Here is a 25,319-nt window from a genome sequence, read left to right as displayed (position 1 = left end):
TCCGGTCACACGGGGTTTTTTTTGGCTTTTGACTAGAGCACCTGTACGTTGGATGCCTGCTGGCCACGGGGACCGTCAGTAACTTCAAATTCCACCCTCTGTCCTTCGCTTAAGGATTTAAAACCATCGGTTAGAATGGCCGAATAATGAACAAAAACATCTCTGCCGTTTTCACCTTCAATAAATCCATAGCCTTTGCTGTCATTGAACCATTTTACTGTTCCTTGCAATATACTTTCCTCCTGTAAATTAATCTACTTATATTATGGCCAGTTTTACAGCATAAATTACATGCATATTTTGCATCGTGGCTTAATACTTTGGAAAATTAATGGCAAGACATTTGCTGCATCATATGTTTTCTATGTAGTATAAAACATAGGCCCTGTCAGGGTCCTGGCGAATTGTATTCATAACTTCAGGGGATACCGAAATTTCACCAACAAAATTAAAATCCTCGGCTAAATCAAAATCATCCAACTCGGAAACCTTATAGCACTCCAAAACCGCTTTGGGGTCCTCGGTCTTCAAGCCCAGCGCCAGATATTTTTCCTTTGCCTCTTCCATGCCATCGGCGAAAATAACTTTTGTATTGGTGGTGTGTTCCATAACAAAACCTCCTGCTGATATAATATTTATCATGTACAATTTATACTGATTTTTGATAATATGCAAACATATTTGGCAAACTTTATGTATTGATTTCTCCAACAAGTAAGCAGGCGTTGTAGAAATCCAAGGTGAATCAGAGGATTTCAACAACGCCTATTTACATACCATCAACAATTTACCGTTGATCAGAAACCCATTAAAACGCCTACAGTTAGTCAACTGTAACTATGCGGGTTGCGGGATCCCAGTTAACCTGCGCGCCGAAATATTCACCTACATAGCGCACCGGCACCATGGTGCGGCTGTTTTTAACCACAGGCATTGTATCCATACTCTTAAGCTCTCCACCTACCAGCACCATGTTACTATTCAGCATAAATATGTTTGTTTGGCCCTGCTTGACGATGGTAATTTCCCTTGTTTCTTCGTCATAGTCCACCGTCGCAGCCAGAGCCTCGACAATGGCCCGGAGCGGAACCATCAAGCGGTTATTGGCATCCACAAAGGGAGCCGCATCAAAGTCTATGGCCCGGCCCTCAACTATAACACTGATGGGCTGCTGTTGAACCTGACCAGCATCTTGATTGGTATCCTGATCGGCATTCGAACCGCCATCACCACCGGCATTCTGCCCGGTCCCGTCGCCATAAATCAAATATTGTTTCCGCAGTTCCTTGAAACGGTTCAGCGCCCCGGCATATTGCGCTTCTATTTGCTGGGGTGTCAGTCCCTGCTCCAGGTACTGGCCTATTTTATTGGTCCCCATAATTTTATCAAACATTACCACGGTTGCGCCGCTTTTGGGCACTGTAAAGTTAGTTAACGAGTGAGCATAGGTTAAAGCGTAAATACCTGTTTTAGCCGGGTTAAAGGCATGATAGTCTGTAATATTTAACCGCACACCACCCCTTTCGCCCTTTGTTTCAGGAACAAAAACCACACCCGGCAGCCCGGCATTATTTAATAAGTCGGCAAACTTCCGGGCATCCACACCATTACCGCCAATCCACTTGAACGTATCGGCCTGCCCGATACCCGTTCCTTCCCCCAATCCAGTAGCCATATAACCGAAAACAGCATCCAGGTCGGGTATATTGGGCGAAGTTTGCACCCAGGATAAGCCGGTATCCTGGTAGATCATGGACCTGGCATAACCCTCCATGGGCACCACTTCAAGGTTGGCACCAATTTTACGGTTATAGAACTTGGCCAGTTCCCCGGCCGTCATACCGTGAGCCATGGGTAAATTATCCACACCCACAAAGGTGATATAAGGGTCTTCCATCATGGGACCTTCCACTATCACACCACCCACCGGGTTGGGACGGTCCAGCACCACCACGGTTTTATTGTTTTTCTGTGCTGCCACCATGCAGTAATTAAGGGTGGACATATAGGTGTAGGATCTGGCCCCAATATCCTGCACATCAAACACCAGCACATCCACGTTTTTTAGCATCTCAGCGGTGGGTTCCCTGGTAGCCCCGTACAGGCTGTAAACAGGTATACCCAGTACCGGGTGCGTATAGGATTCCACATAGGCACCGGCTTTAGCCTTACCGTCAATACCATGCTCGGGTCCGAACAACGCTGTCAACTGGATGGACGGGTCGCCGGCCAGCACATCAATGGTGCTTACCCCCTGGCTGTTGACACCGCTTTGGTTGGTAACCAGCCCCGCCCTTTTCCCCTCAATCAAGTGGTGATACTTGGTCATCAAAAGCTCATTGCCCAGTTTAAAATTACTCGTTTGGGCAAAGGCAGCGTTACATGACAGCAGCAATGCCGCCACTGACACCAATATAATAATAATTTTACGCATATTACCGTTCCTTTCATTTCATTATTTAGGAATACTGCTATAGAGGAAATATTGCCGAACTTGCATAACAGTAGGTAACAGTAAATATACATTAACCTCTAACCTTTAGGCCTTGCGCCCTTGCCGTACAATAAAAAAATGTACATCACCCTTTCTTAACAATCAAGTAATTATATAGCAAAAAGTTATTAATTTAAAGGACGTATCTACATCGAGTTAAGTTCCTGCAGCCGGTCCAAATAAAATAATTAACTATAATAGCCCTTTAAATTGGCTATAAAACACGCCATACGCGATTCTTAAGTAACTACTTTTAGCTCCCTTATAATCCCGGCCTTTATAGTAATCACCTGCCTTTTTGCTGCCAAAGTTGTAATAAATTAACGTATAGAGCCAGGGTTTTAGACAAAAGATAAAACAAAAATCGGGAGGTCATAGTATGAAAAAACTAACCGTTTTTGTTTTGGCTTTGTCAACCCTGGTTATTTTTGGCTGCAACCAGGCCCAGCAAAAACCGGCTCCCCCGGAGCAAACATTAATTCCCAAGGAATCCAGCATTGGTTTTAGCCAAGTGGACATTGATGAGCTGCCCGCATCCATCAAAAAAGTGTCTTCCACCACGGAGGACAGGCCCATGGTAACCTGGGCCCACGACAATAATAACAGCTACATACTATTAAATACCGGTCAGGATGAGGAAGACTTAAAGGTAAGTAAAGTGATTCAAAGGGTCCCTGTACAGGACTTTCTCTGGCTTGATGTACAGCTGGATTATACGGATGGTGAAAAGGCCAAGGATAAAGACGGCAACCTTAAATTAGTAGCCGTAAAATTGGACAAAACAGACAAAGCCATTAACGGAGTCGGCTTTGAAATAAAAGAAGAGTCTGAGGAAGACGAAGAAGACCCGGAAGAGGGAAAAGCACAAGCCGCTCCAACTCCAGCGCCAACACCTGCACCAACGACCAGGGAACCGGTCACCCAGGCCAGACCGACTCAGGAAATCAAGCAACCCGCTCCGGCCCGGGAAACCAGGCCCGAAGAACAACAGCCTCAAAACCAATCACAGCAAGACAGCGAAACGAAAGCCGATGAACAACAACAGCCAACCCCTGCAACACCAAACGGTGATTGACAGCAATATGGCACCGAGTATTGAAAGTTAAAAGATGGAAAAGCTAAGGGTTTAAAGGCCACCAGCCCGCTAAAAAGAGCCCCTAAAACGGGGCTCTTTTTAGCGGGCCTAGTAATGTACTATTCCCATTTGTTTGAAGCCAGTGGGGAATTCACCATCCTATCGCTTGGTAAATCATCATTCCTATACCGGTTATAAATATGTTGGCCAGGGCAAGGGGCATCAGTACCTTCCAACCAAAACCCATGAGCTGGTCCACCCTGATACGGGGATAAGTCCAACGGAACTGCATGACTACAAATATCAAGGCAAACCTTTTGTTATTAGTTATTTGATCCGGCCTCGCAATTCATTGCCATCATGTTATAATGCCAGTATGATACGTCACGACAAGCGACGTCGCATCAATTTCAATCGGGAGGTAATCTACCTATTATGAAACGTTTATTCTTAACTATGGCCCTGCTGTTTTTTTTAGCCTGCGGATTCGCAACTGCGGCCCCGGCTCAAGAACACAAGCAGATTTCTGTACTCATTGACGGTTTGCCGGTTAGTTTTGACGTACAGCCCGTCATCCAAAGCGGACGCACCCTGGTTCCCTTCAGGGCTATTGCCGAAGCATTGAATGTACAGGTCACCTGGGATGGTGCCGCACAAACGATAAACGCCACCGATGGGAACAACGCCGTGCTGCTGCAAATGGGCAGCAATACCGGTTATCGCAACCAGACCCCCATCCCATTGGAGGTACCGCCACTAAACCTGGATGGGAGAACGCTGATTCCGCTGCGATTTTTCAGTGAAGCTTTCGATTGCCAGGTGGTGTGGGATAATGTTACCAGCACCGTGAAAATTACTTCCCCCCCACAGCAGATGACTGTGGTAGGTTTCTACGCCCTGGGCGATGCGCAAACCAGCAGCTGGGGCAATCTGTTCGGCGTGCCTTACCCCGGCACAGCAGCCGGAAACACAGGCCTGGTATCCGATCTGGCCCTGGGCTGGTACAGCCTTGACGGGCAGGGCAATTTGTTAACGCAGAGCAGGACAGGCTGGCAGCGCCCGGATGGCTGGGAGAATGTTCTTGACGCAGCCCGGTCATATAACATACGCACCGAGATGGTGGTTCACGTCACAGACGAAGATGGCACCATCACTAACTTACTAACTAACGAGAATGCCATGAATCAGGCCGTTGCGGATATATTAAAAGAAATCAATTCGTATGACAGCGTTAATCTTAACCTTGAAGGTTTAGGTTACCGGGATACCGGAGCACAATTACAAGCTGTGCAAAACAGCTTTACCAGTTTTGTCAGCTTACTGTTTGAACAACTGCAGGCGGCAGGCAAGACCCTGACCGTTACACTGCATGCCCCCAACAGTTCCTACAAGGGTTACGATTATCAAGCACTGGGGAAAGTAACGGATAAAATAATTATTATGGCATACGATTACGGTTCCACACCGGAGCCGGTCAACCAGGTCATCCAAGCCGTGGAGTCGGCTACTGCGGTTGTCCCGGCGCAAAAACTGCTCCTGGGCATCTCCGCCCCCACGGAAACCCCGCAAAGCATACTAACCAAAGTTGGCATAGCCAAGCAATATAACCTGGACGGCATCGCACTCTGGCGTTTGGGGGTAGTTTCCGATGAAATGTGGCAGATATTGAAAACCACTGTAAAAGGAACATGAAAACAATAATCGCCAGCGGGGATATCAAATATGTAAAGTCTATGGCTTGTTTTTTTGTAATGCTTGGGGCTTTGGCATTGCTGCTCAAGGGTGTGCAAGTAAAAAAACCAACCTTTGACCTGGTTATCGGCCAGGCCGGGCTTTTGGGAGTGCTGTTATTAATCAGCCTGGGCCGGTTGAACGAACTACTGGAGGATTGCCAAAAAATAAATAAAACCGCGCCTGTATTTATACTGGCGGGTTTTTTGCTGAGTTGGGCTTTTCAGTGGTACAGGGAAACAGCCCGGCAATATGGTATAGCAATTGCCCCGGGGACAAGTCAGGTCAATGTGCCGGACCTGGGAGTAATCACCGCGGACACTGTTATCATCGTAATATCGATTATTTTACTTGGCCCTTTACTGGAAGAAATGCTGTTTCGCTTTATCGGTCTGGGACTGGTGCGCCAATTGGCCAAGCCGGGGCAGGCAGTTTTTTTAATCGGGGCCTGGGTTGTGGCAACCTCAACAATCTTTGCCTTATTACATGGCCCCGAACCGGCGGCATTTGCAATTTACTTCATTTCCGGTGTGGTTTACAGCATCGTTTACTTGAGATACGGTGTATTGGCATCATTATTAGTACACGCCGCCGGCAATGCCGGGGTTTTGATCATCTAGTCCCATTCGGTATTTTCAATCCAGTTAGCGCACTTTTGGCATATAGCCCGGCCGGCGTAATCCAATTTGATGGGTTTTTCAACCAGCCAATCTTTTTTGGACACGTTCTCCAAATTCAATTCGGTCTCACAAATCGGGCAGATTTTATTGGGCATCGTCATTTATAAGTCCCCCTTATTTATATAATAATTCTTAACAATAACTAAACATGATAGATGAGTGTTGTCGAAACCGGTTCCTTGTTTTTCTATTTATAGATTATCACTGTATTTCCATTGTGGCAAGAAATAATTTGCTATGGTTTATATAAGTTTTAATTATGATTAATCGTATAAAACACCCGCCAGCCAAAGCCGGCGGGTGTTTAATTTACTTCACAGCTCTATTATGTTTTTCATGTGCAGTTTCCACAGCATCAGCAAGTAGGTATTTAAGTTTACTACGCAGCTCTACTATTGTTCTTCATTTTCAATTAATAAAGTACTTTCACAAAAAGGACAAAATCTGGGGTCATCAGACTTTTTTGCCCAGAATATCAAACCGCAATCCTTGCACTTAAATGCAGTTATATTTTCATCCATCCCCAAAACCTCCCCTGCTATATGTAACAATTACATTAATTATACACCACTGTCGCAATATCCTGCAGCATTTACCTGTTGGTACACATCCATATCTATAGCCCGTTTGTTTTATCCCGGTTTTGAGCTTCTTGCTCAAAATTCCTGATAAACATGGCCGCCTTGGAGCTGTCCAAAAAATCGGACGTATCTTGAACGCCTAATCGCCTCAACAGCTCCATAACATACTTGTTATCCACCGGCGTCATGGAACCCGCCTCTCTGCTGTAATCCTCCACGGATTTGCGTCCATCCGCCGGGTCAATGATTACCTTGGGACCACCCACGCAACCCCCGTTACAACCCATGCCTTCCAAGAAATTTCCGTTAATACGCCCTTCCAAAACATCCTTGAGCATTCTGCGGCAATCCTGAACCCCGTCGGCCTGGATGGCCCTAATCTTAATCTTTCTGTCCGGCCTTAACCTGCTTAACGTATCTGATATTGCCTGGCTCACCCCGCCGGTTCTGGCATATATTCTCCCGGCACTGGAAGAGTGCTCGCTTTCGTCCTCTTCCAATTCAGCCGGATTGATACCCACCGCTTCAAAAATTTGCTCCAATTCCCGAAAGGTAATTACAGCGTCCACAGCATCCTGGATATCGGCTTCCTTGGCCTCCGCCTTTTTGGCAATGCAGGGACCTATAAACACTACCCTGGCACCGGGATGCAAATGCTTAACACCCCTGCCGCAGGCCACCATAGGTGAAACGGAAGGGGATATGTGCGGCACCAGATCCTGATAAACCCTCTTAACCATAGATACCCAGATGGGACAGCACATACTGGTAAGCATAAAATCCTCTTCCCGGGTGACGTGCCGCTCAAATTCCAGCGCTTCCTTCAATGTAAGAATGTCGGCAAAGAGAGCCACTTCCACCATGCCGTAAAAACCCAGCCTCTTCAGCGCAGCCCGCATTTTACCGGGAGTCACCCCCGGGCCAAACTGGCCGATAAAAGCAGGTGCCATAATAGCAAAAACCGGCACCTTGCGATCTGTCAAAATTTTTATCAGCGGTACGAATTCTTTCTTATCCACCAGCGAGTAATGCTTGCACACCTCAACACACTTACCACACCCGGTACAGTTATTGGGCGCAATAACAACATTACCCTCCATGTCACGCACTATGGCACCAAAAAGACAAGACGCCTCGCAGTTATCATCGCCTGCGTCACACTTACCACTGCAGTCCCGGACCTTAAACACCACTGTGTTGGGGTCGCCACCCCCCGAAGCGTAAAGCAGATACTGGTCTGTAACACTATCACCGTCCCGGATTTTGGCCACTTCCTCGGCCATATCACCCCGGTAGGCGGTTTTTACAAGCTTTTTAAAGATTTCATCGTACCTTGATGTGCTCATTTGATCACCTTTGCTAGATTGGTTACTAAATGTAATATTGCCATTTTTTGATATTATAATGCCCGGGACAATCGTCTAAAAAAACCACCCTGCAACCGGATAGTTTTTAGGTTCTTTTCCAGCTTAACCAGTAGCGTTAATTTAAAAGCAGCGGAATAACTTCAATATCCGTCCCGCATTCCGGGCAGGTAACCCGGCGATTTCCAGGCAATTTATCAAAGGTTATTTCTTTACCACACAGTGTACATTTTATCGCCGGTTTCCCATCACTATTTCTATACTCCCGGGTTTTGTCACCGGCACCGCATGATGAACAGCTTCCACATCCCGACATACTTATCTCTCCCCCCAACATTTTATAATGTAGCCGCGCTTACACCGGCCACATAACCTGAGGACCAGGCCCACTGTAGATTATACCCCCCGCAGTCACCATCTATATCCAACACTTCCCCGGCCAAAAACAGTCCGGGCACCAGCTTTGAGGCCATAGTTTTTTGATTAATGTCCCGAACATCCACTCCCCCTGCAGTAACCTGGGCCTGCAGCCAGGAATTGGCGCCGGTAACTTCAAAGCGCCAATCCTGCAATATGTCTATTATAGCATTTCTCTCCTCCACAGTAACCTGCCCCGCCGGTTTATGAATATCCCCAATACCCGCCTCCCTTAACAACACCGGTACCAGCCTTTTATTAATAAAGCCCACAAAACTAAAGGCCAGCGTTTTGTGAGATTGCTGCTGCAAACGTTTGATTAAAAAAGCCTCCAGTTCCTCCCTGGACATGTAATTTATCAAATTAAGCTTCAGTGTCACTGGTTTTCCCCTGCGCAGGTATTCACCGGCAGTGCGGCTGAGGGCCAGTATAGGAGGACCGGAAATGCCGTAATCGGTGAACAATATTTCCCCTTCGGCGCGGGCCAGGGGTTTTCCTTTCAGCTGTATCTCCGCCGCATAGACAAATTTGATACCCGATATTTGCTTTAAAAAATCGGCAGCCAGCTTCAGCTGCACCAGCGCGGGAAAGGGTTCCACAATGCTGTGGCCCAATTTTTGAGCAAGTAGGTAACCGCTGCCGTTGGAACCCAAATTAGGTGCCGCTTTGCCCCCGGTGGCAATTATCACCCGGTCGGCTTTGAAATGGCTGCCATCGCCCAAACGCAAAACAAAACCATCGCTTTGGGACACTATTTCTTTGACCTCGGCGGCACACCGGGTTTCTATCCCCAGCGTTTCCAACTCATGCCGCATCACGTCCAGCACGCTTGATGCCTGATTGGAAACAGGAAACACCTTGCCCCCTTCCTCCACCTTCCAGGCTACTCCCAGCTTTTCAAAGAATTCCATGGTTTTATAAAAACCAAAGCGGCTCAAAGCGCTGTAGGTAAATTTGGGGTTCAATCCGTGGTAATGGGCAATATCCAAATCTGTATTGCTTAAATTACAGCGGCCGTTACCCGTGGCCAGTATTTTTTTGCCCACCCGGTCCAACCGCTCCAGCACCGTAACTTCGGCGCCGTTATACCGCGCCGCCATGGCAGCGGTAAGCCCGGCGGCTCCCCCCCCACCACAACCACTTTATTTTTTTTCCTACCGACATCCTTCATTAAATAACCCCTGTCATCTATGCAATTATCATACATAATTATTATTTTCACGGAATTAGTTTTATAGACAACAAATCCAACTTAGGTAAGGCCTAAGATAAAGGGTTGTTCCGTTATGAATTCGATAAAAGCCCGGGTTAATTCCGGGTCGAATTGGGTACCTGCCCCTTTTTCAATTTCATTTAACGCCTGCGCTTGGCTCAAAGCCTTACGATGCGGGTGGTCACGAGTCATTGCATCGTAGGCGTCCACAATGGCAAACAAGCGAGCCAACCGGGGAATTTGATTATCTCGCAGGCCGTAGGGGTAACCACGCCCGTCCCAGCGCTCGTGGTGCGCCAGAATAAGTTCTCCCACCTCTGTTTCCCCGATGGTCTGGGCCATGCGAAAGCCGGTTTCACTATGACTGCGGACGATTTCCCATTCACCGGGCAACAAGGGACCGGGCTTGCCTAAAATCTCCCCGGGCAAGGCTACTTTACCAATATCATGAAAGTCTACCAACAAACTTAAGTTCCGTACCTCATTGGATTCCTGTGTGTATCCCAGGCTTTGAGCAAAAGCCAATGATAATTTTTTTAACCTTTCTATATGACAATCAGTTTCAAAACACTTGGTACACAGTATTTCCTTTAACCCCAATATAATTTTACGCCGCACCTGCTTGCTTTCTCTCATTTTATTGCTATACATATGGTTTTCTGCAATATTAAATAAATCTAAAACATTGCCCTGGGGACTAGTCTGTGTGGCCATACCCAGAGCTACACTGAGCTCAAACGCCAGGTCCTTCTCCTGTGCACAAGCGGCCTTGATACGCTCACAAATACGGAGGCAGGCCTGTTTATCAGTGACAGGCAATAATATAATAAACTCATCCCCGCCCCAGCGGGCAACGATATCTGTTTTTCGGCAGCAGCGCAGCAGTACCTCGGCCAACCTAACCAGCAGGCGGTCACCCTGCTCGTGGCCAAATACATCATTGGTCAGCTTAAGGCCGTTCATATCGGCCATGATCACACTAATGGGAAAATGCCTGCCCTGCAAAGAGCAGGAAAGCCACTCTTCCACATACGTACGGTTAAAAAGAGAGGTTAATTTATCATGATAGTTTAAAAAGTTCACCTGCTCCTGAGCCTTATATTTCTCCGTAATATCTGTAAGTATAAGCATAATCAGGGGTTCTTCTTCCTGATTCGGCATGATAACTTTGTATTCAATATTCAGGTGGAACCCATTGATATTGATTATTTCGGGCAACGCCTTGATATAGTCACGCTGCAGTTGGGCATCCCCGGTTTCCCAAATCCGTTTGAATACATCAGCAAATCTTGCTGTTTGCTGATCGTCATCACCAAACAGCAATGTTAAAATATTTAACTCAACTTTCGCACCTTAAAAATAAGCTCAAGCTCTTAATATGCAAGCGTTTTGGAATTATTAATATCAAGCAACTGCTCTTTTCTGAAGCGAACTTTTCAGAAAGGCAGGTAATTGCTCGAAAAACGTATCCAAAAAATGTTGAATTTGTTCTTCAGAAAGAAGAAATTCCTTGCTAAATGATGAGGCGAAAAGATCTATGATTAAAAGAACAGCTTCGGTAAAGCGAATATCCTCAATTTCATCGCAACACAGATAAAAGAGCTCGCCAAGGGTCTTGGGGTCTTTCTCCTCTCTGGCACTTAAAGCCAGCATGATATATCGCACAAAGACAATGGTGGTATGAGCAGTAAGCGCATCATAACTACGGCACTGGAATTCCTTTGCCAAATGCAAATGGGACTTTGTGACTTTGAAGAAACACTCGATTTCCCAGCGTTTGCCATAAATACGGATAACTTCTTCATCAGATAGCTCAAGGTTTGTTGTTAAGATTGCCAACCATTTTTTGAGCGGTTACGGTCTCGAACGAAGATGATTTTTACCAGAACGTCATTTCCGTTTTGGGCCTTACCAAGCCCGACAACGACGGATGATAGAATCTTGGCCCGCCCGCGTTTTTGCGAAGAACTTTGTAAAGTTGACCCAATGTATATTCGCTTCCATTATAGGTGTAATAAACGCGGTGCATATTCTTGAGCATACAAACAACATGCAAATGGTATTCTGTCAGCACCCGCTTGATTACGACTGGAAAGGCAAACCAGCTATCAAAAAGCAGGGTACTCGCACAAAGTTGAAAAGGGTTCACTTGGTCGAGAAGCGAGAACATAGTTTCTGTGGATTTTTGAATAGCTTCTTTGCGACGGCGGTATCCAACTGTCCGTTTGTCAATCCTTTGATTTAGCCCCTGGTAACGATTTTTCTCTTTATCAGAGCTAAGCAGAGAGAACGCAAGGGGCAGAAAGGTTCCACCATCAGACCAACCCAAGGTCAGCATCCGAAACCCTTTCAGATACCGATTTGTTGAATGATCGTGAACCCGGGACAATAATTCAACCGATTTACTACGGTTTCTGGAATAAGTAGAGTCGTCTAAAATCAATACACGAGCCCGGCCCTCTGATGTCAGGGGTAAAAGTCTTGTTTTGATGAGAAATGAGCTGATTGTAACAAGAAATTTCCGCCAATTGAATGTAGGCCTGTTTAGAAAACGATATATCGCATCTTTGGAAGGAGCGTTATCTATACGACCTGACTCCAATGTTCGATAAAGATTTTTCCCTTGAAATACAAGGGAAAAGATAAATTGGAAAAGGAACAATGGCGATAGACCGGATTCTTTTCGGATATTCGCCTGGTGCAAAAAGGTTCCTATTTTTGCCTGCTTTATAAACCGATCAGAATAAGATTTAGCCTGTTCATTGTTATCATTTTTTGGTAAAATTATAGCCACAGAAAACATCCTTTCTTGGTGTGTTGTTGTGGTGACTACATTTTACCAAAAAAGGCGTGTTTTCTGTTTGTTTTTGCTTAAAAAAGTTGGCCTAAATTCTTATTTTGTAAGGGGTTAGACTGATTTTTGAACTGCGAAAGTTGAGTATTTAATTTACCAATCTTTTGGCCAAAAATGCGGGCGCATTCCGCACTATACTCCTGTTTAACAAGTAAATCCTTTCCAAAGGTAAGAAACCCCTGCCCGGCGTTGTCCAATAAATTTTTAATCTCACTATCCCTTTTGAGCAGATTTCTTCCCTGAACATCACTAATTTTAAACACCTTGCGGGTCAAATTGAGCAATTTTTCATAGCCGGCCACCAGTGTCTCGTATTTGGGTAAAAGCTCATTTTGATCGTGTTTACCCGTGGCCAGCTCAGCCAGGGCGGCTTCCAAAATTTCAAATTCATACTTAAATAACATGCGATTAAAATCAGGGCTAATCATAATCTACTACCCTTTCATTTAATTTACCAGGCAAATTACCTATGTCATTGTAGTTAATATTATTTTACTGCATCTCCAGTGCCTGATGGTCTGAGCTGAAAACCAATAACGGTAATGTCGTCTCTCTGTTCCTCGGTTTGTTTATAGTCATCCAGACCGTCTTCAAAAAGTTGTCGCTGCTTGGCCAGCGGTAAATGCCCATAGTCATCGATTAACGCCATAAAACGCTTTTTACCGAAGGAATGATTTTTAGAACCCCCGTTTTGGTCCAAAAATCCGTCTGTAGTCATATAAAACTTATCTTCTTCCCCAACAGGCAGCGTTACTTTATTAAATACCAAATCAGGATCTGATTTTTGGTAACCCAAGCTATGCCTGTCACCTTTAACCACCCGCACCCCCACTGCTGTTTTAACGTAAAGGACAATCCTGGCACCGGCAAAGGTTATATATTGGCCGCTGCGCCAGTGACAAATACCGATATCCGCGCCATCATCGCTAACCGCGTTGACTTTTTGGTGCAGGGCCGCCTTCATTCGCACATTAATCTCCTGTAAAATAACAGCGGGATCATCAGAACAAACGCCATCGACAATATCGTTTAATATTGAGGCAACCGCCATGGTCATCAGCGCCCCCGGAACACCATGCCCGGTGCAATCAACTATCGCCAGTACGTAATCGTCTCCCTTCTTTTTAAGCCAGTATAAATCGCCACCAACCAGATCACGCGGCCGCCAAATGATAAAATGTTCTTTAAATGCCCGGGCCATTTCTTCATCACCGGGGATGACAGCCTCCTGCAACCGCTTGGCGTAGTCAATGCTATCCATTATTTTGGCAGTCCGTTCCTGGACCTTCTTTTCCAGCTCCCTGCTTAATAATACCGCCCTTTTAAAAGGATCAGCAATCCGGGTAGCTATTAAGTAAAATATGAAAACAATTAAACCAAAGGATAACACACTGGCAACCAGCGTATTTATTTTAATAGTATCTAAGAAGCCGATGCTTTCGCTCCGAGGTATTTGCAATACCAATTGCCAGTCTGTTGAATTAAGAGACTGGTATATCAGGTCATGCAGTTCACCATTTTTATCTTGATACTCCAAAACCCCGGCGGTGGATGTTTGCTCTCCGGCGTGTTGAATAATCACTTCGCAAATATCTGCCGGAATAAAAGAATAAATATTTTTCCCCCGATCAACAAGATCTTTAGCCAGGTGAATATCACCGCTATCATCTATCAACCAAAGCTTACTCCCCTCACCAAATTCATACTCGGCAAACTCACCGGCCATATCCCTTAAATTAAGCCCCACCCCTGTTACCGCAATTGGCCTTTCTATATCGCCCACCAGAGCGTCAACAAAAACAAAGGTATCCTGGCGCTCATTATTGTAGTCAATGCTAATGGAAACCGGCAATTTGGATGCAATGACATCAAAAAACCAGGCATCGTCCGGGTCTTCCACAGTCATAGTGTCGATCAATCGACCGGTTTCCGCCCAGTAATTATTGGTTAATGTGCTTACAATAAATGAATTGCTATAATCATAATCCCGAGCAATCCCGCTAATTATATGCAAAGCCCTCCGCCCTAATACGTTATCCTTCTCCTTACCTTGAATCCACTCCATGATTGTTGGATCTTTGGACAGAATCAGAGACGTTTCCTTGGCCCTGGCAATGCGCCCGTCTATTTTGCCCGCTATGGACTGAACAATATACACCAGGTCCTGGGACTTTAGTTTATTTATCGCTTCCCTTTCCACTATCAAATAGCTTAACCTGCCCGTTAAAATCACTGACAGGGCAATACATAAACAAGCCAGCGCAATCACTTTCAAGGTGCCGACATCAAATTTTGCACCATTACTGATTGTATTTGTTTTTGAGGGCCTTTCTTGCTTAAAAAACATTTTCTCTCTCCGTAATCATAACTCCAATCAAACGCTACACAATTAATAACCAGTTAGTTAGCATCTTGTGGCAAGGAAATAATATAAAAAGGAAATGTCACATCCTCTTTAAATTCCTCCGCGCACTCCAGTTCACTTTCATTTTCAGCATCATAATACCAGTTTAATGTAATCTGTGCGCCCCCCTGATAGGCATTTTCAAACTTCTCCAGCAGCATTAAAATACATTTGGTACTGCTGGTATTAACATAAGACAAGTTAACTTCTATGAGCACGGGCTGCTTACATGCGTACAGATAACCGTTAACCCAGTTAAAGATGGGCTCATAAAATTTAAAGGCGTTTTCGGGGTATGACTGCCCCCATAGGAGTAGTTTGTTAGTATCCGGGTCAAAATCAATTTTAGGTGTTCCTTTTGTTTGGTCGATATGTAATTTCTCCATACTTATAATCACTCCTAAACAGTGACTTTAATACTAAAGAAGGATAGGTCATCATCAATTGGCACTATGGAATACTCAATGGGTTGACTGGATTTACGGGCAATATCAATTAGCCCGACACCTGCACCCTGGCTACCCGGGGTCAACTCCCGCCTAATTTGTTCCTTGTAGAGTTTCTTCAGGTCCTTTTTATCTAAATTAATTAACTTTTCAATTTTCTCGGTGAGTATTTGGACATCAACATTTTCAATTAAATTACCTGAGCACACAAAATATACCCCATCGCATTTGCCGATGGTTACAATACCCGAACCAGCAATTTGTTCGAAATAATGGACGCCTTCTTTGCTGGCGGTGTAGTTTTTAATATTATGGGTTTGCTCCACAAAAATGGCAAAAACATTGTAAATGTCATTTTTAGGCCTGTCTTCGGACTGCATATGCTTTTTAACGGCGTCGCCCAATTCTTCAATAATGCCCTGGGAGAACCGGCCGGCAAAACTAATTAAAACGCCGCTTCCTCTCAGGTGGCCTTGGAGATCCATCAACGTTTTTATAAACACATGTTTTCACTCCCAAGTTGGTTTTTAGTTCGTAATAAAAAAGAACTGCCCATTTAATCAGAATAGGTTGCCAAGGTCAATAATTTCTGTATTATTCGACAAGATAGTAATTATTCCCTGCAAGTCACTACATAAAAAAGCCCGGAAGTTTCCAGGCCTGGCTTAAATATTCAGCGATATGGTATTCGGAAAAACAGTATAACCATTCATATATAGTAATTTTCTCGAAAATAACGGGGCGTTATTATAAGCACGGCGCATACTGCAGCGCAATAAATTCCGCCACCCGCATGCCGTCCACCGCCGAGGAAATAATGCCCCCGGCATAGCCAGGGCCCTCCCCGGCCGGGTAAATACCGGCTATGTTGGAACGGCACTGCTCGTCCCTGTTTATCCTTACCGGGGAAGAACTCCTGGTTTCCACCCCGGTGAGTACCGCACCGGGCAGGGCAAAACCCTTAAGTTTACGATCAAAATCCTGGATGGCTTCCTTCAAGGTGTCTGTCACGTAACCAGGTAAACAATCCGTCAAATCAGCATATTTTACTCCCCTGGGGTAAGAGGGCTCCACCTCCCCCGGACCGGATGACGGCCTGCCGGCCAGAAAATCCCCCACCAGCTGCACGGGGGCAATGTAATTTCCACCGCCCAGCGCGAAGGCCTGCCCTTCCCACTTTCTTTGAAACTCCACACCGGCCAGGGGATGGTCACTGCCAAAATCACCGGGGCGCACGCCCACCAACAGCGCACTGTTTGCGTTATACCTGTCCCGGGCGTATTCACTCATCCCATTGGTGACTACTCCCCCCTCCTCCGAAGCCGCAGCCACCACCAGCCCACCTGGGCACATGCAGAAGGTGTACGCCGAGCGACCAGCGGGCGAATGGTAAGCCAGCTTGTATTCCGCCGGCCCCAATTTGGGGTGCCCGGCAAAATTTTTATGCTGGGCCCGGTTGATCAATGACTGGGGATGCTCCACCCGAACGCCGATGGAAAAGGGCTTGGGGGACATCAGCACCCCACGGCTGTGCAGCATGGCAAAGGTATCCCTGGCGCTGTGCCCGATGGCCAGAATCAGCACCTCAGTGTCCATAGTATGCTGCCCGTTAATTTCCAGACCCGTTAGCTTATCGCCTTCCGTAAATATATCCGTTACTTTACTGTTGAACCGCACCTCGCCGCCCAAATCGATTATTTTGTGGCGAACATTCTTAACCACAGTCTTCAAAATATCGGTGCCGATATGCGGTTTATACGAGTAGATAATCTCACCGGGGGCCCCGGCCAGCACCATTTCCTCCAAAACCTTGCGACAACGTTTGTCCTTGATTAAAGTGGTCAATTTACCATCCGAAAAGGTACCTGCTCCGCCCTCGCCGAATTGGACATTGCAGTCTTTGTCCAAACGGCCGGTCTGCCAGAAAGAGCGCACGGTTTGCGTGCGGGTGTCCACATCGGCACCCCTTTCCAGCAAAAGCGGCCGGTAGCCCATTCGCGCCAGCAGCAGCCCGGCAAAAAGCCCGGCCGGTCCGGCCCCCATCACCACCGGGCGGTGGGGCAACGCCGTGTGGCCCGGCTGAACAAAGCGGTATTCCATTTGCGGGGTAACCGTAACATCACCGGCCTTAAGCCTTTTGAGTACGGCCTGCTCATTGGCAAGCTCCACATCAACGGTATATACGAAGTAAATCTGATTACTTTTCCTGGCGTCAATGGATTCCCGGAAAATAGTATAGTGAATAATTTCGTTTACCTTAACCCTTAGTTTTTTGGCTATTTTGTTTCTAATAAGGGATTTATCTTCATCAAGAGATAATTTGATTCCTGTGACCCTGAGCATACACAAGCTCCTTTGTATTGCGATGTATGAATAATTATTAAACTTTAACCTAATAAATCCTTTTAATGCATAGATTACCTCAAACATTATTATCAGATATTCAAGTATTACATATTGCATAGTCAACATTATACCGTTATATTATATAGAAGCAACCTAATAGCTCTTCGAGTCGGGCAAACCTGCAAACATAATGTTATGGTAACCCGACCGTTAGGGTTCGCCGGGAAACCGGCCTGCCTCCCATTGCGGAAAGAAGAGAAACGTGTCGGGTTTTAAAGCCCTGCATTGCTCTTTTTTGGCAATGCGGGCTTTTTTATTTAGTATTATGCTTTGCTTACTGAATTTTATTGTTGAAAGCACTTTACCACCTTCTAGAAGGAAAAGAATTTGTTTTGCTGATTTACAGCAAGGATTGCCCCCATTTGGGGGAAGGTATTATCTGATATAACTGTTGAAGCTGTTCACCACTGCCCTGTGAAGAAGGGGGGAATAATACTTAGACTGAACAACATACAGCCCCGAAAAGCACATTAAAAATGGAAACGGAGTGAATATTTAATGAAAAGGAAAAACCTGCTTAAAATTATGGTTTTGTCGATGGCGCTTGTGCTTATAGCGGCGCTGGCGGGCTGCAACCAAAATACCTCTAACAACCAAGAACAGCAAGGGCAGCAACCAGCCCAACCCGAAAATGATCAAATCATACTGGCCACCACCACCAGCACCCAGGACAGCGGTCTGCTGGACGTGTTGGTGCCCAAGTTCCAGGAGCAAACCGGCTACACGGTAAAAACAGTGCCCGTAGGCACTGGACAGGCATTGGAAATGGGTAAGATGGGTAACGCCGATGTACTGCTGGTGCATGCCCCTGATGCTGAAAAACCGCTGGTGGACGACCAGGTGGTCATTAACTACCAGCTGGTCATGCATAATGACTTTGTGCTGCTGGGACCGCCTGAAGATCCGGCCCAGGTAAAAGGTACCGCGGATATACTTGAAACGTTCAAGAAAATAGCTGACAGTGAATCCCTTTTCGTTTCCCGGGGTGATGATTCGGGAACGGATAAAATGGAAAAAGGCCTTTGGACCAAGACCGGCATTGACCCCGCAGGACAAAAATGGTACCAGGAAACCGGCCAGGGCATGGGTGCCAGCATAACCGTAGCCAATGAAAAGTTGGCCTACATATTAAGCGACCGCGGCACCTTCCTGGCCCAATCAAAAAATATAGACCTGCAGATTGTTTCCGAGGGCGACGAAGCGCTTAAAAACATCTACCACGTCATGCAGGTCAACCCGGACAAATTCGAACGTATTAATGCCGAAGGCGCCAAAGCATTCGTAGAGTTTATGATCGATGAAGATACTCAACAAATCATTAAAGATTTCGGCGTGGATCAATTCGGCAGTCCGCTGTTCTTTCCCGACAGGCTGAACGGTTAATACTTGATTTTGCACTATTTTGGACAACTTACCCGGTAATACTCAACACCCGGCACCTAGGATAAAGTTTATACAAAGAGTGCAGCCAATAGCTAATATGGCTGCACTCTTTTATTTACACATTTCGGGCGTTTGCGGTTGCTGATGTATAAAGCATTACCGAACTTATCACAAAGCATGAAGTCCCTGATGACTATAATAGTTTCATACAGGTAATAATAATGAAGGTAAATACCATTGAGACAGTCATTCATTAGTGGGCACACAGGGAAGGCAATTTTTTTGCGGTACCATGGCCCACTGGTAATATTTCATGCTTCGTCTTCATATTCAATAAATCCAACCCTAAAGGAGTGGTTAAAATTATGGACCCCGATAAAGCCTATATTAACAAATTGGAAGGCGAAATAAACGAGCGCCAGGCGGAAATTAGTGAATTAAAAGCTAATGTCCAACAAGCGCAAGCCGAAGCGCAATTGCAGTATGACGATGGTATTGAAAAAGCAGAGGAAAATGTTTCCGAATTCAAAGAATCAGCGACAGATGCATGGAGCGACATTAAAAACGGCGTCATGGACGCCTGGAGTGAAATATCCAATGCTGCCGGCAAAGCAGCCTCCAAATTTAAGCGGGATTAATACGGGCACCATATGCCATATATGAAAAAGGCTGTTGCACAACGATCTAAATAGTTCGCAGTGCAATAGCCTTTTTCTCTGAGTATAAACTGCAGGTCACTAAAAAACGCAATTGTGGTATAAACTAATTGGGGACTCCCTTTTTTGCTTTACGGCCCAGGAAAAGATAGCTCAACAGTGCGGCCAAAGCCGGTGCTGCTGCCAACAGGTACATAAGCGGTATACAATCCGATATAAAGTAAACTATAGATGCCACCCACATAATTGTCAAGACAATTACACGGGTAACGATATGCTTAAAGCTGACAAAGATAATCCCACAAGAACCCCAACATTTATGCTATACTAATGCTGGTGAATACTAAAAGTACAAATAGCACTACCTGAAATAATCTTTCTTAAGAGACATCAATGCCCACGGTACCAGTAAAAAAAAATAATAATTTTCTATAGCAAAAAGGGGGCTATGAAAAGTTGGGTCAAGTACTGTCAATAAACATTAGTTCCGTCAGGGGAGTGGACAAATCCAGCGTTAACGAGATCAAAATTGTGGAAGGATGGGGTTTGGAGGGAGATGCTCATGGCGGTGATTGGGACCGGCAGGTAAGCATCTTTCCCGTGGAGGCACTGGATAAAGTTCCCGCCCATAAAAAGGAGGAGGTATTAAACGGCGGCTATACCGAAAACATTACTGTTTACGACATTGAGCCCGAATTATTAACCATAGGCAGTTCGGTTAAAGTGGGTGAAGCTGTAATTAAAATATTACACATCGGTAAAGAACAGTTTAAAGAACACGGCCGCCCTTACATTGTTAGCCGGGAGGGACGCTTCGGGCAGGTTGTACGGGGCGGAATCGTTAAGGTGGGCGATAGCATTTCCCTTATTGACAGTGATTGATAGGGAAGCAGAGGGGACAGTTCTCTTGATTCCTTTCAAGGAATCAAGAGAACTGTCCCCTCTGCTTCCTAGCTCTTCCCCTTTTCGTTTGTTTTTCCTCTTTTACCCCAAGGCTTGAACACAGAAATGAAAGCCGCTAAAACAAGAACAAAAGCTTGCAAAGTGCCTAAGTACCTGTTCATTTCAGCATAGTGCAAATATGCTGCATTTTGCAGTGCCGCTAGACCTTCAACTTTAGAGATGGCTTCCATGCCGTTAACCCAGGGGCCAAGATAGAAAGTACCAAACAAAATAGCTGTTATATTTATTATGTATTTAAGTATGATCCAGTTAAATTTAAAGAAACCCCAGTTGGTTAAACACGAAAACAAAATGCCTGTAAGCAGGCAACCCATCGCCACAGGTATAATAATAAAGTCGTCAATCAGCTTTATTGACATGTTTATAGCCCAAAGTTCATCGCCGTTGGAAATATGGCTTCTAACAAAGGCAAGCAGCAGCATGGATGCAGCAGCGCCGATCCACATACAGGCAAAAAAGATATGGAAGCTCTTTAACCATGCCTTCCCAGTCATGCCTATTTTTTTCATTTTCCTCTACCCTTTCATTTATACTTTACAAATTCATCATCGCCAAGCCATTAAGTTACATGGCCATACCTTTACGCCTCCAAGTTTTTAAAAATTTGATTAAGAAGAACCTTAGTTACCTCAATTTGGTCTTTATCAATCCCCCTTATTGCTTTATCCAGAGCCTCCAATGCTAACGGGATCAGGATATCTTTGGACTCCTCGCCTTTTGGCGTTAGATAGATTAAAAAGGACCTGTTGTCCTTGGGATTAACTTTCTTTGAAACAAATCCTTTTTTTTGTAGCTTAGCAATTATTCTGACTGTCGTGGGCTGATCCTTAGAAGTCAATTCAGCTATCTCTTTGGGCGAAATACCGTCTCGCACCCATAAACGGTTTAAAATTGCCCACTGCTCGGGAGTTATATCATAATCCTTAAATTTATGTAGTAAATTGTTCTTCATCCTTGTATTAGTCCGGTTTAAAATGAAGCCAAGGCTGTTATCAAGATCAATTTTCATTGTAATTCTCCTAAATTGTATCGTTGTCAAGACAATTATATAACCAAAGAAACATGGATGCAACCCAATTTGAGAGAGAAGCAGAGGGGCAGTTCACCCACCCATGATTTGCCCCAGTTTTTCCCGGTCGATTACCATGTCCTGGAAGGGTTTGCGGCGGGTGCGGTGCAGCAGCGCCAGGTTTACCGACTGCCGAACATCCTCCTCAATAACCTCTGTCCGGCCCTGCATCGAGGCCATTGTTTTTGCTGATTTCATCATCACCAGATCGGCCCGGTGACCATCCACTCCCATTTCCAGGGCAATTTTAGCTATCAAAAACAGCATGGTATCCGAAATGGTGACCCCGGGCAGCATTGCTTTGGCGGCTTCTATTTGCCCCCGCAACCTTTCCTCCTCCGCCTGCCACTTTTGCCTGAATTGCTCCGGGTTTTCTTCAAAGGCTGCCCGGCGTTTGATCAGCTCCACCCGCAGCGCCGGATCCGCAATGCCGGTAACATTCACACACAACCCGAAGCGGTCCAGCAGTTGCGGCCTTAGTTCACCTTCCTCGGGGTTCATGGTGCCCACTAAAATAAATTCGGCTGGGTGGACAAAAGAAACTCCTTCCCGCTCCACGGTATTTACCCCCATAGCAGCCGAGTCTAAAAGTATATCCACTATATGATCATCCAGTAAATTAACTTCATCTACATACAATATACCCCGGTTGGCCCGGGCCAGCACACCGGGCTCAAAATGCTTTTCCCCTTTTTTGATGGCCTGCTCGATATCCAGGGTACCCACCACCCGGTCTTCAGTGGCGGCCACGGGCAAATCAACCACCCGCATTTTCCGTCTGGCCCGGGGCAGCACCTCACCGGCCGCCAGGCGCTGCCGGCATTTTTCACACATGGTGGTTTCGTCACCGGGGTCGCAGTTGAAGGGGCAGTCGGCCACCACATCAATCCCGGGCAGCAGCGACGCCAGCGAACGAACCGCGGTTGATTTAGCCGTGCCCTTTTCTCCACGGATCAGGATACCGTTTAACCGGGGGTTGATCACGCTCAGCAAAAGTCCCTTTTTCATTTCTTCCTGGCCGACAACAGCGCTAAAGGGGTAAACCTCATTATTTTTAAACAAGGCTCCTCACCTGCCTTTTTTTAATAATATTCACCCGTAATTAATTACTCTAATTGGCCCGCCTTACCGCGTCTACCAGCGTTTCGGCCTTAAGTTCCTCCAGGCGATAAAAATCAGCACCCATAATCCAGGCCAGCTCCCGAGTCACTCCGAAGGTCACCCGGATATTTTTTTCCACGTCCACCACCAGTGATTTAATTCTCCCATCACCGCTAATTATTTCCGCCGCCTGCAGCGCTTCCACCAGCGGTTTGGCGCCGCCCAGGCTGACATTGCTTTTGCCGTCTGTAATAATAATCAGCAGCGGCGCTACGTCCGGGTCTTTACGAAGGCACATGGAAACCAGCTCATATGCTTTAAGGAGCCCTGCCGCCAGGGGTGTTCTGCCGCCCACCGGTAAATCCTTGAGCAGTTTTTGTCCCATTTCCACACTATTTGTAGGCGGCAAAAGTATCTCAGCTGTGTCTCCCCTGAAAGTCACCAGAGCGATTTTATCCCTCTTTTGATAGGCGTCCACTAGCAGAGAAAGGATGGCCCCCTTGGTTTCCACCATCCGCTGCCGCACCCCCATAGAGCCGCTGGCGTCAACCACAAACAATATCAACTGCCCGGTATGCCTTTCCCGCACCTTTTCCCTAATGTCAGACTCCTCAATAATCACAGCCACACCTTCCCGCTGCCGTCGCCGCTGGTACGGCGCGGCCGCCCGCAGGGTGGCATCAAAGGCCAGGTCATCGTTGCTGCGCTGCATGGTGCTGCGCACGTAGCGGCCGGAACGCAACGTCGTCCTGGCCCAAAAGCGCCGGCCGCCGCCCCTGCGCGGCCCACGATCCTGCCCACCAGCAAGGTGTTTAACCAGAAAAGGCTGGATCATATCAAATACCATCCGGTGCAGCACCGCCGGGGGAGAACTTTTTTTAGCATCCTCCCGTGGTTTGCCGGCCCCGTTGAAGGTTATAGTTCTATTCATCAATTCATTTGCCGCGGACGCCGGGACATTTGCCTGACTGCATTCCCCGTGATCCATCTCCCCGGGGGATGCCGGTTCCTCCAACGTGTCGCCGGCATCATCGGAGGCAGTGTTTGTACCGGGCTGCTGCTCTTCCCCCGGCTCGCCCTCCCCCTGGTCTTCCATGCCCTCCATGCCGGGGTGCCGCCCGGGCTGCCGGGCACGATGCAGCAGCACCAGTTCGGCAGCTTGCATAATATCATGTTCCAGCACTTCATCCCGTCCATACCAGGCTGCCAAAGTGCAGGCGGCAGCAGCCAGGGTAATATCGGCACGGTGTCCGGGTGTCCCCTGGGCAACGCATAAACCGGCCACCAAATTTAGCAGCTTATCGGATATCTTTACCCCGGGCAGCAACTGCCGGGACGCGGCAATGCGCTCCTTCAACTCTTGTTCCCGGAGCGCCCAGCGGGCGCAAAATCCCGGGGGATCAGCTTCATATTGCTCCCTGCGCCTGATTATGGCCACCCGCTCCTCGGGATCCGACTCTCCCTCCACCTGTACACAGAGCCCGAAGCGGTCCTTTAACTGCGGCCGCAAATCCCCTTCCTCGGGGTTCATGGTGCCGATAAGTATAAATTGGGAGGCATGGGCATAAGACACCCCCTCCCGCTCCACCACATTTACCCCCATAGCAGCGGCATCCAGCAATAAATCTACAATATGGTGCTCCAGCAGATTTACTTCATCTATATAGATGATACCGCGGTGGGCCCGGGCCAGCAGCCCGGGCTCAAAGGCAGGGCAGCCGCTCTTGATGGTTCGCCCGAAATCAAGCCCCCCCACCACCCTATCCTCGGTGGCCGACACGGGTAGTTCAATCACCTGCACCTGCTGCCACACTTTTTCCAGCGTTTCACCATTTTCCAGCCGTTTTCGGCAATAGGCGCACAAATGCTCGGGTTTTTCGGGGTGGCAATTAAAAGGACAGCCCCTGACCATCGCCACTTCCGGCAGCAATGCCGCAAGGGCGCGCACCGCAGTGGATTTGGCCGCTCCCTTGGCACCGCGAATTAAAATACCCCCCAAATGCGTATTTATAGCGCTTAAAATCAAGCCCAGCTTCATTTTTTCCTGCCCTACAATAGCTGAAAAAGGGTAGACAACCCGGTGATACGTATTCATTGGCGACTCCTTTCACCAACCGGACAGCCGGGTTTCATGGTTCGGCAAACGCCTCAACATTTACAGCCGGTGCCCCGAACAACACGCCTCCAATTAAAGTATGTGGATCAAACTTCTCTCAAAACTGCGAATTGTTTAATTAATTATAACATATGTTCATAATTAATTAACAGTAAGAAGAATGAAACACAGGGTATTCATGTATCTTCTATAATCTCGCCAGGCGTCAAGAACACGAAGTTTTACTGGCGATATGGTATGGTTCATATGCTTGGATGGGGTGCAATTTAATATCATAGGAAATCCTTGACTAATTAATCCATAATATTATAAAATAACCAAAAAAATATATAAGGTAATGGGGGGCCACCGTAGAACCGCCATAGA

23 protein-coding genes, 3 pseudogenes and 1 riboswitch are annotated in these 25,319 nt (G+C 46.6%); of the genes and pseudogenes, 6 read left to right on the top strand and 20 right to left on the bottom strand.

The window, feature by feature from the left end; genetic code table 11:
• Positions 1–32: 32 nt before the first annotated feature.
• The 3 genes from DESGI_RS03695 to DESGI_RS03685 form a co-directional block, all read right to left on the bottom strand.
• A complete protein-coding gene (locus DESGI_RS03695; RefSeq protein WP_006520984.1) occupies positions 33–230 on the bottom strand; it encodes a cold-shock protein in 198 nt (65 codons plus the stop codon).
• A gap of 121 nt (positions 231–351) precedes the next feature.
• Positions 352–609, bottom strand: a complete 258-nt coding sequence (locus DESGI_RS03690) for a hypothetical protein (protein WP_006520983.1) — start codon at positions 607–609, stop codon at positions 352–354.
• Positions 610–823: 214 nt separating this feature from the next.
• Entirely contained in the window at positions 824–2,434 is a 1,611-nt protein-coding gene (locus tag DESGI_RS03685) for an exo-beta-N-acetylmuramidase NamZ domain-containing protein (RefSeq protein ID WP_006520982.1), read from the bottom strand.
• Positions 2,435–2,873: 439 nt separating this feature from the next.
• Between DESGI_RS03685 and DESGI_RS03680 the strand changes: the two genes are divergently transcribed.
• Positions 2,874–3,569 carry a hypothetical protein gene (locus tag DESGI_RS03680; RefSeq protein WP_006520981.1) on the top strand — a complete coding sequence of 232 codons (696 nt, stop codon included), beginning with the start codon at positions 2,874–2,876 and terminating at the stop codon, positions 3,567–3,569.
• A 151-nt stretch (positions 3,570–3,720) separates the two neighbouring features.
• Here DESGI_RS03680 and DESGI_RS23585 read toward each other — a convergent pair.
• Positions 3,721–3,888, bottom strand: a pseudogene (locus DESGI_RS23585) (NADH-quinone oxidoreductase subunit H); the annotation flags it as partial.
• 116 nt (positions 3,889–4,004) lie between these two features.
• Here DESGI_RS23585 and DESGI_RS03675 point away from each other — a divergent pair.
• Both DESGI_RS03675 and DESGI_RS03670 read left to right on the top strand, forming a co-directional pair.
• Positions 4,005–5,261 (top strand): stalk domain-containing protein, encoded by a 1,257-nt coding sequence (locus tag DESGI_RS03675; RefSeq protein WP_006520980.1) that lies wholly within the window; start codon positions 4,005–4,007, stop codon positions 5,259–5,261.
• On the top strand, positions 5,258–5,920 hold the full coding sequence (locus DESGI_RS03670; protein WP_006520979.1) for a CPBP family intramembrane glutamic endopeptidase: 663 nt from the start codon (positions 5,258–5,260) through the stop codon (positions 5,918–5,920). Before DESGI_RS03675 ends, DESGI_RS03670 begins: the two co-directional genes overlap by 4 nt.
• Here DESGI_RS03670 and DESGI_RS24315 read toward each other — a convergent pair.
• From DESGI_RS24315 to DESGI_RS03620, 12 genes and pseudogenes are all read right to left on the bottom strand, one after another.
• Entirely contained in the window at positions 5,917–6,081 is a 165-nt protein-coding gene (locus tag DESGI_RS24315) for a hypothetical protein (protein WP_006520978.1), read from the bottom strand. The genes DESGI_RS03670 and DESGI_RS24315 overlap by 4 nt on opposite strands.
• Positions 6,082–6,372: 291 nt before the next feature.
• A complete protein-coding gene (locus tag DESGI_RS26000) occupies positions 6,373–6,501 on the bottom strand; it encodes a hypothetical protein (protein WP_006520977.1) in 129 nt (42 codons plus the stop codon).
• Positions 6,502–6,596: 95 nt separating this feature from the next.
• The gene (locus tag DESGI_RS03665) at positions 6,597–7,907 is read right to left on the bottom strand and encodes a [Fe-Fe] hydrogenase large subunit C-terminal domain-containing protein (protein ID WP_006520976.1); all 1,311 of its coding nucleotides are present in this window, start codon (positions 7,905–7,907) and stop codon (positions 6,597–6,599) included.
• Positions 7,908–8,043: 136 nt separating this feature from the next.
• The gene (locus tag DESGI_RS03660; RefSeq protein WP_006520975.1) at positions 8,044–8,241 is read right to left on the bottom strand and encodes a hypothetical protein; all 198 of its coding nucleotides are present in this window, start codon (positions 8,239–8,241) and stop codon (positions 8,044–8,046) included.
• Positions 8,242–8,263: 22 nt separating this feature from the next.
• Positions 8,264–9,472: pseudogene (locus DESGI_RS03655) on the bottom strand (BaiN/RdsA family NAD(P)/FAD-dependent oxidoreductase); the annotation flags it as partial.
• Positions 9,473–9,594: 122 nt separating this feature from the next.
• Positions 9,595–10,878, bottom strand: coding sequence for an HD-GYP domain-containing protein (locus DESGI_RS03650; RefSeq protein ID WP_006520973.1), 1,284 nt, complete (start codon positions 10,876–10,878; stop codon positions 9,595–9,597).
• 81 nt (positions 10,879–10,959) lie between these two features.
• A pseudogene (locus DESGI_RS03645) lies at positions 10,960–12,349 on the bottom strand (IS4 family transposase).
• A gap of 77 nt (positions 12,350–12,426) precedes the next feature.
• Positions 12,427–12,837, bottom strand: a complete 411-nt coding sequence (locus DESGI_RS03640) for a hypothetical protein (protein WP_006520970.1) — start codon at positions 12,835–12,837, stop codon at positions 12,427–12,429.
• A gap of 59 nt (positions 12,838–12,896) precedes the next feature.
• On the bottom strand, positions 12,897–14,756 hold the full coding sequence (locus tag DESGI_RS03635; RefSeq protein WP_006520969.1) for a SpoIIE family protein phosphatase: 1,860 nt from the start codon (positions 14,754–14,756) through the stop codon (positions 12,897–12,899).
• A 53-nt stretch (positions 14,757–14,809) separates the two neighbouring features.
• On the bottom strand, positions 14,810–15,199 hold the full coding sequence (locus DESGI_RS03630) for a DUF1987 domain-containing protein (protein ID WP_006520968.1): 390 nt from the start codon (positions 15,197–15,199) through the stop codon (positions 14,810–14,812).
• 14 nt (positions 15,200–15,213) lie between these two features.
• Positions 15,214–15,762 (bottom strand): SiaB family protein kinase, encoded by a 549-nt coding sequence (locus DESGI_RS03625; RefSeq protein WP_006520967.1) that lies wholly within the window; start codon positions 15,760–15,762, stop codon positions 15,214–15,216.
• Positions 15,763–16,006: 244 nt separating this feature from the next.
• Positions 16,007–17,602, bottom strand: coding sequence for an NAD(P)/FAD-dependent oxidoreductase (locus DESGI_RS03620; RefSeq protein ID WP_006520966.1), 1,596 nt, complete (start codon positions 17,600–17,602; stop codon positions 16,007–16,009).
• 153 nt (positions 17,603–17,755) lie between these two features.
• Positions 17,756–17,877: riboswitch (molybdenum cofactor riboswitch) on the top strand.
• Between the two features lie 286 nt (positions 17,878–18,163).
• Here DESGI_RS03620 and DESGI_RS03615 point away from each other — a divergent pair.
• The 3 genes from DESGI_RS03615 to DESGI_RS03605 all read left to right on the top strand — a co-directional run bounded on the left by DESGI_RS03615 (position 18,164) and on the right by DESGI_RS03605 (position 20,586).
• On the top strand, positions 18,164–19,048 hold the full coding sequence (locus tag DESGI_RS03615) for an ABC transporter substrate-binding protein (RefSeq protein ID WP_006520965.1): 885 nt from the start codon (positions 18,164–18,166) through the stop codon (positions 19,046–19,048).
• A 308-nt stretch (positions 19,049–19,356) separates the two neighbouring features.
• Positions 19,357–19,686 carry a sll1863 family stress response protein gene (locus tag DESGI_RS03610; protein ID WP_157872869.1) on the top strand — a complete coding sequence of 110 codons (330 nt, stop codon included), beginning with the start codon at positions 19,357–19,359 and terminating at the stop codon, positions 19,684–19,686.
• Positions 19,687–20,160: 474 nt separating this feature from the next.
• Entirely contained in the window at positions 20,161–20,586 is a 426-nt protein-coding gene (locus tag DESGI_RS03605; protein ID WP_006520963.1) for an MOSC domain-containing protein, read from the top strand.
• Between the two features lie 68 nt (positions 20,587–20,654).
• On the opposite strand, the gene DESGI_RS03600 is transcribed toward DESGI_RS03605, so the two are convergent.
• From DESGI_RS03600 to DESGI_RS03585, 4 genes are all read right to left on the bottom strand, one after another.
• Positions 20,655–21,176 (bottom strand): hypothetical protein, encoded by a 522-nt coding sequence (locus tag DESGI_RS03600; RefSeq protein WP_006520962.1) that lies wholly within the window; start codon positions 21,174–21,176, stop codon positions 20,655–20,657.
• 71 nt (positions 21,177–21,247) lie between these two features.
• Positions 21,248–21,676: a MarR family winged helix-turn-helix transcriptional regulator gene (locus DESGI_RS03595; protein ID WP_006520961.1), complete on the bottom strand. Its 429-nt coding sequence runs from the start codon at positions 21,674–21,676 to the stop codon at positions 21,248–21,250.
• A 93-nt stretch (positions 21,677–21,769) separates the two neighbouring features.
• Positions 21,770–22,798 carry a magnesium chelatase ATPase subunit I gene (locus tag DESGI_RS03590; protein WP_006520960.1) on the bottom strand — a complete coding sequence of 343 codons (1,029 nt, stop codon included), beginning with the start codon at positions 22,796–22,798 and terminating at the stop codon, positions 21,770–21,772.
• A gap of 49 nt (positions 22,799–22,847) precedes the next feature.
• The gene (locus DESGI_RS03585; protein WP_006520959.1) at positions 22,848–24,932 is read right to left on the bottom strand and encodes a magnesium chelatase subunit D family protein; all 2,085 of its coding nucleotides are present in this window, start codon (positions 24,930–24,932) and stop codon (positions 22,848–22,850) included.
• Positions 24,933–25,319 lie beyond the last annotated feature (387 nt).

The sequence above is a fragment of the Desulfoscipio gibsoniae DSM 7213 genome, from assembly GCF_000233715.2.
GTDB classification, from domain to species: domain Bacteria; phylum Bacillota; class Desulfotomaculia; order Desulfotomaculales; family Desulfallaceae; genus Sporotomaculum; species Sporotomaculum gibsoniae.
This window is presented reverse-complemented; position numbering and strand designations above follow the sequence as displayed.

Coding starts and splice junctions, on each gene's coding strand:
- DESGI_RS03690 (WP_006520983.1), bottom strand. CDS start 609: ATGGAACACACCACCAATACAAAAGTTATTTTCGCCGATGGCATGGAA.
- DESGI_RS03685 (WP_006520982.1), bottom strand. CDS start 2,434: ATGCGTAAAATTATTATTATATTGGTGTCAGTGGCGGCATTGCTGCTG.
- DESGI_RS03680 (WP_006520981.1), top strand. CDS start 2,874: ATGAAAAAACTAACCGTTTTTGTTTTGGCTTTGTCAACCCTGGTTATT.
- DESGI_RS03675 (WP_006520980.1), top strand. CDS start 4,005: ATGAAACGTTTATTCTTAACTATGGCCCTGCTGTTTTTTTTAGCCTGC.
- DESGI_RS03670 (WP_006520979.1), top strand. CDS start 5,258: ATGAAAACAATAATCGCCAGCGGGGATATCAAATATGTAAAGTCTATG.
- DESGI_RS24315 (WP_006520978.1), bottom strand. CDS start 6,081: ATGACGATGCCCAATAAAATCTGCCCGATTTGTGAGACCGAATTGAAT.
- DESGI_RS26000 (WP_006520977.1), bottom strand. CDS start 6,501: ATGGATGAAAATATAACTGCATTTAAGTGCAAGGATTGCGGTTTGATA.
- DESGI_RS03665 (WP_006520976.1), bottom strand. CDS start 7,907: ATGAGCACATCAAGGTACGATGAAATCTTTAAAAAGCTTGTAAAAACC.
- DESGI_RS03660 (WP_006520975.1), bottom strand. CDS start 8,241: ATGTCGGGATGTGGAAGCTGTTCATCATGCGGTGCCGGTGACAAAACC.
- DESGI_RS03640 (WP_006520970.1), bottom strand. CDS start 12,837: ATGATTAGCCCTGATTTTAATCGCATGTTATTTAAGTATGAATTTGAA.
- DESGI_RS03635 (WP_006520969.1), bottom strand. CDS start 14,756: ATGTTTTTTAAGCAAGAAAGGCCCTCAAAAACAAATACAATCAGTAAT.
- DESGI_RS03630 (WP_006520968.1), bottom strand. CDS start 15,199: ATGGAGAAATTACATATCGACCAAACAAAAGGAACACCTAAAATTGAT.
- DESGI_RS03620 (WP_006520966.1), bottom strand. CDS start 17,602: ATGCTCAGGGTCACAGGAATCAAATTATCTCTTGATGAAGATAAATCC.
- DESGI_RS03615 (WP_006520965.1), top strand. CDS start 18,164: ATGAAAAGGAAAAACCTGCTTAAAATTATGGTTTTGTCGATGGCGCTT.
- DESGI_RS03600 (WP_006520962.1), bottom strand. CDS start 21,176: ATGAAAAAAATAGGCATGACTGGGAAGGCATGGTTAAAGAGCTTCCAT.
- DESGI_RS03595 (WP_006520961.1), bottom strand. CDS start 21,676: ATGAAAATTGATCTTGATAACAGCCTTGGCTTCATTTTAAACCGGACT.
- DESGI_RS03585 (WP_006520959.1), bottom strand. CDS start 24,932: ATGAATACGTATCACCGGGTTGTCTACCCTTTTTCAGCTATTGTAGGG.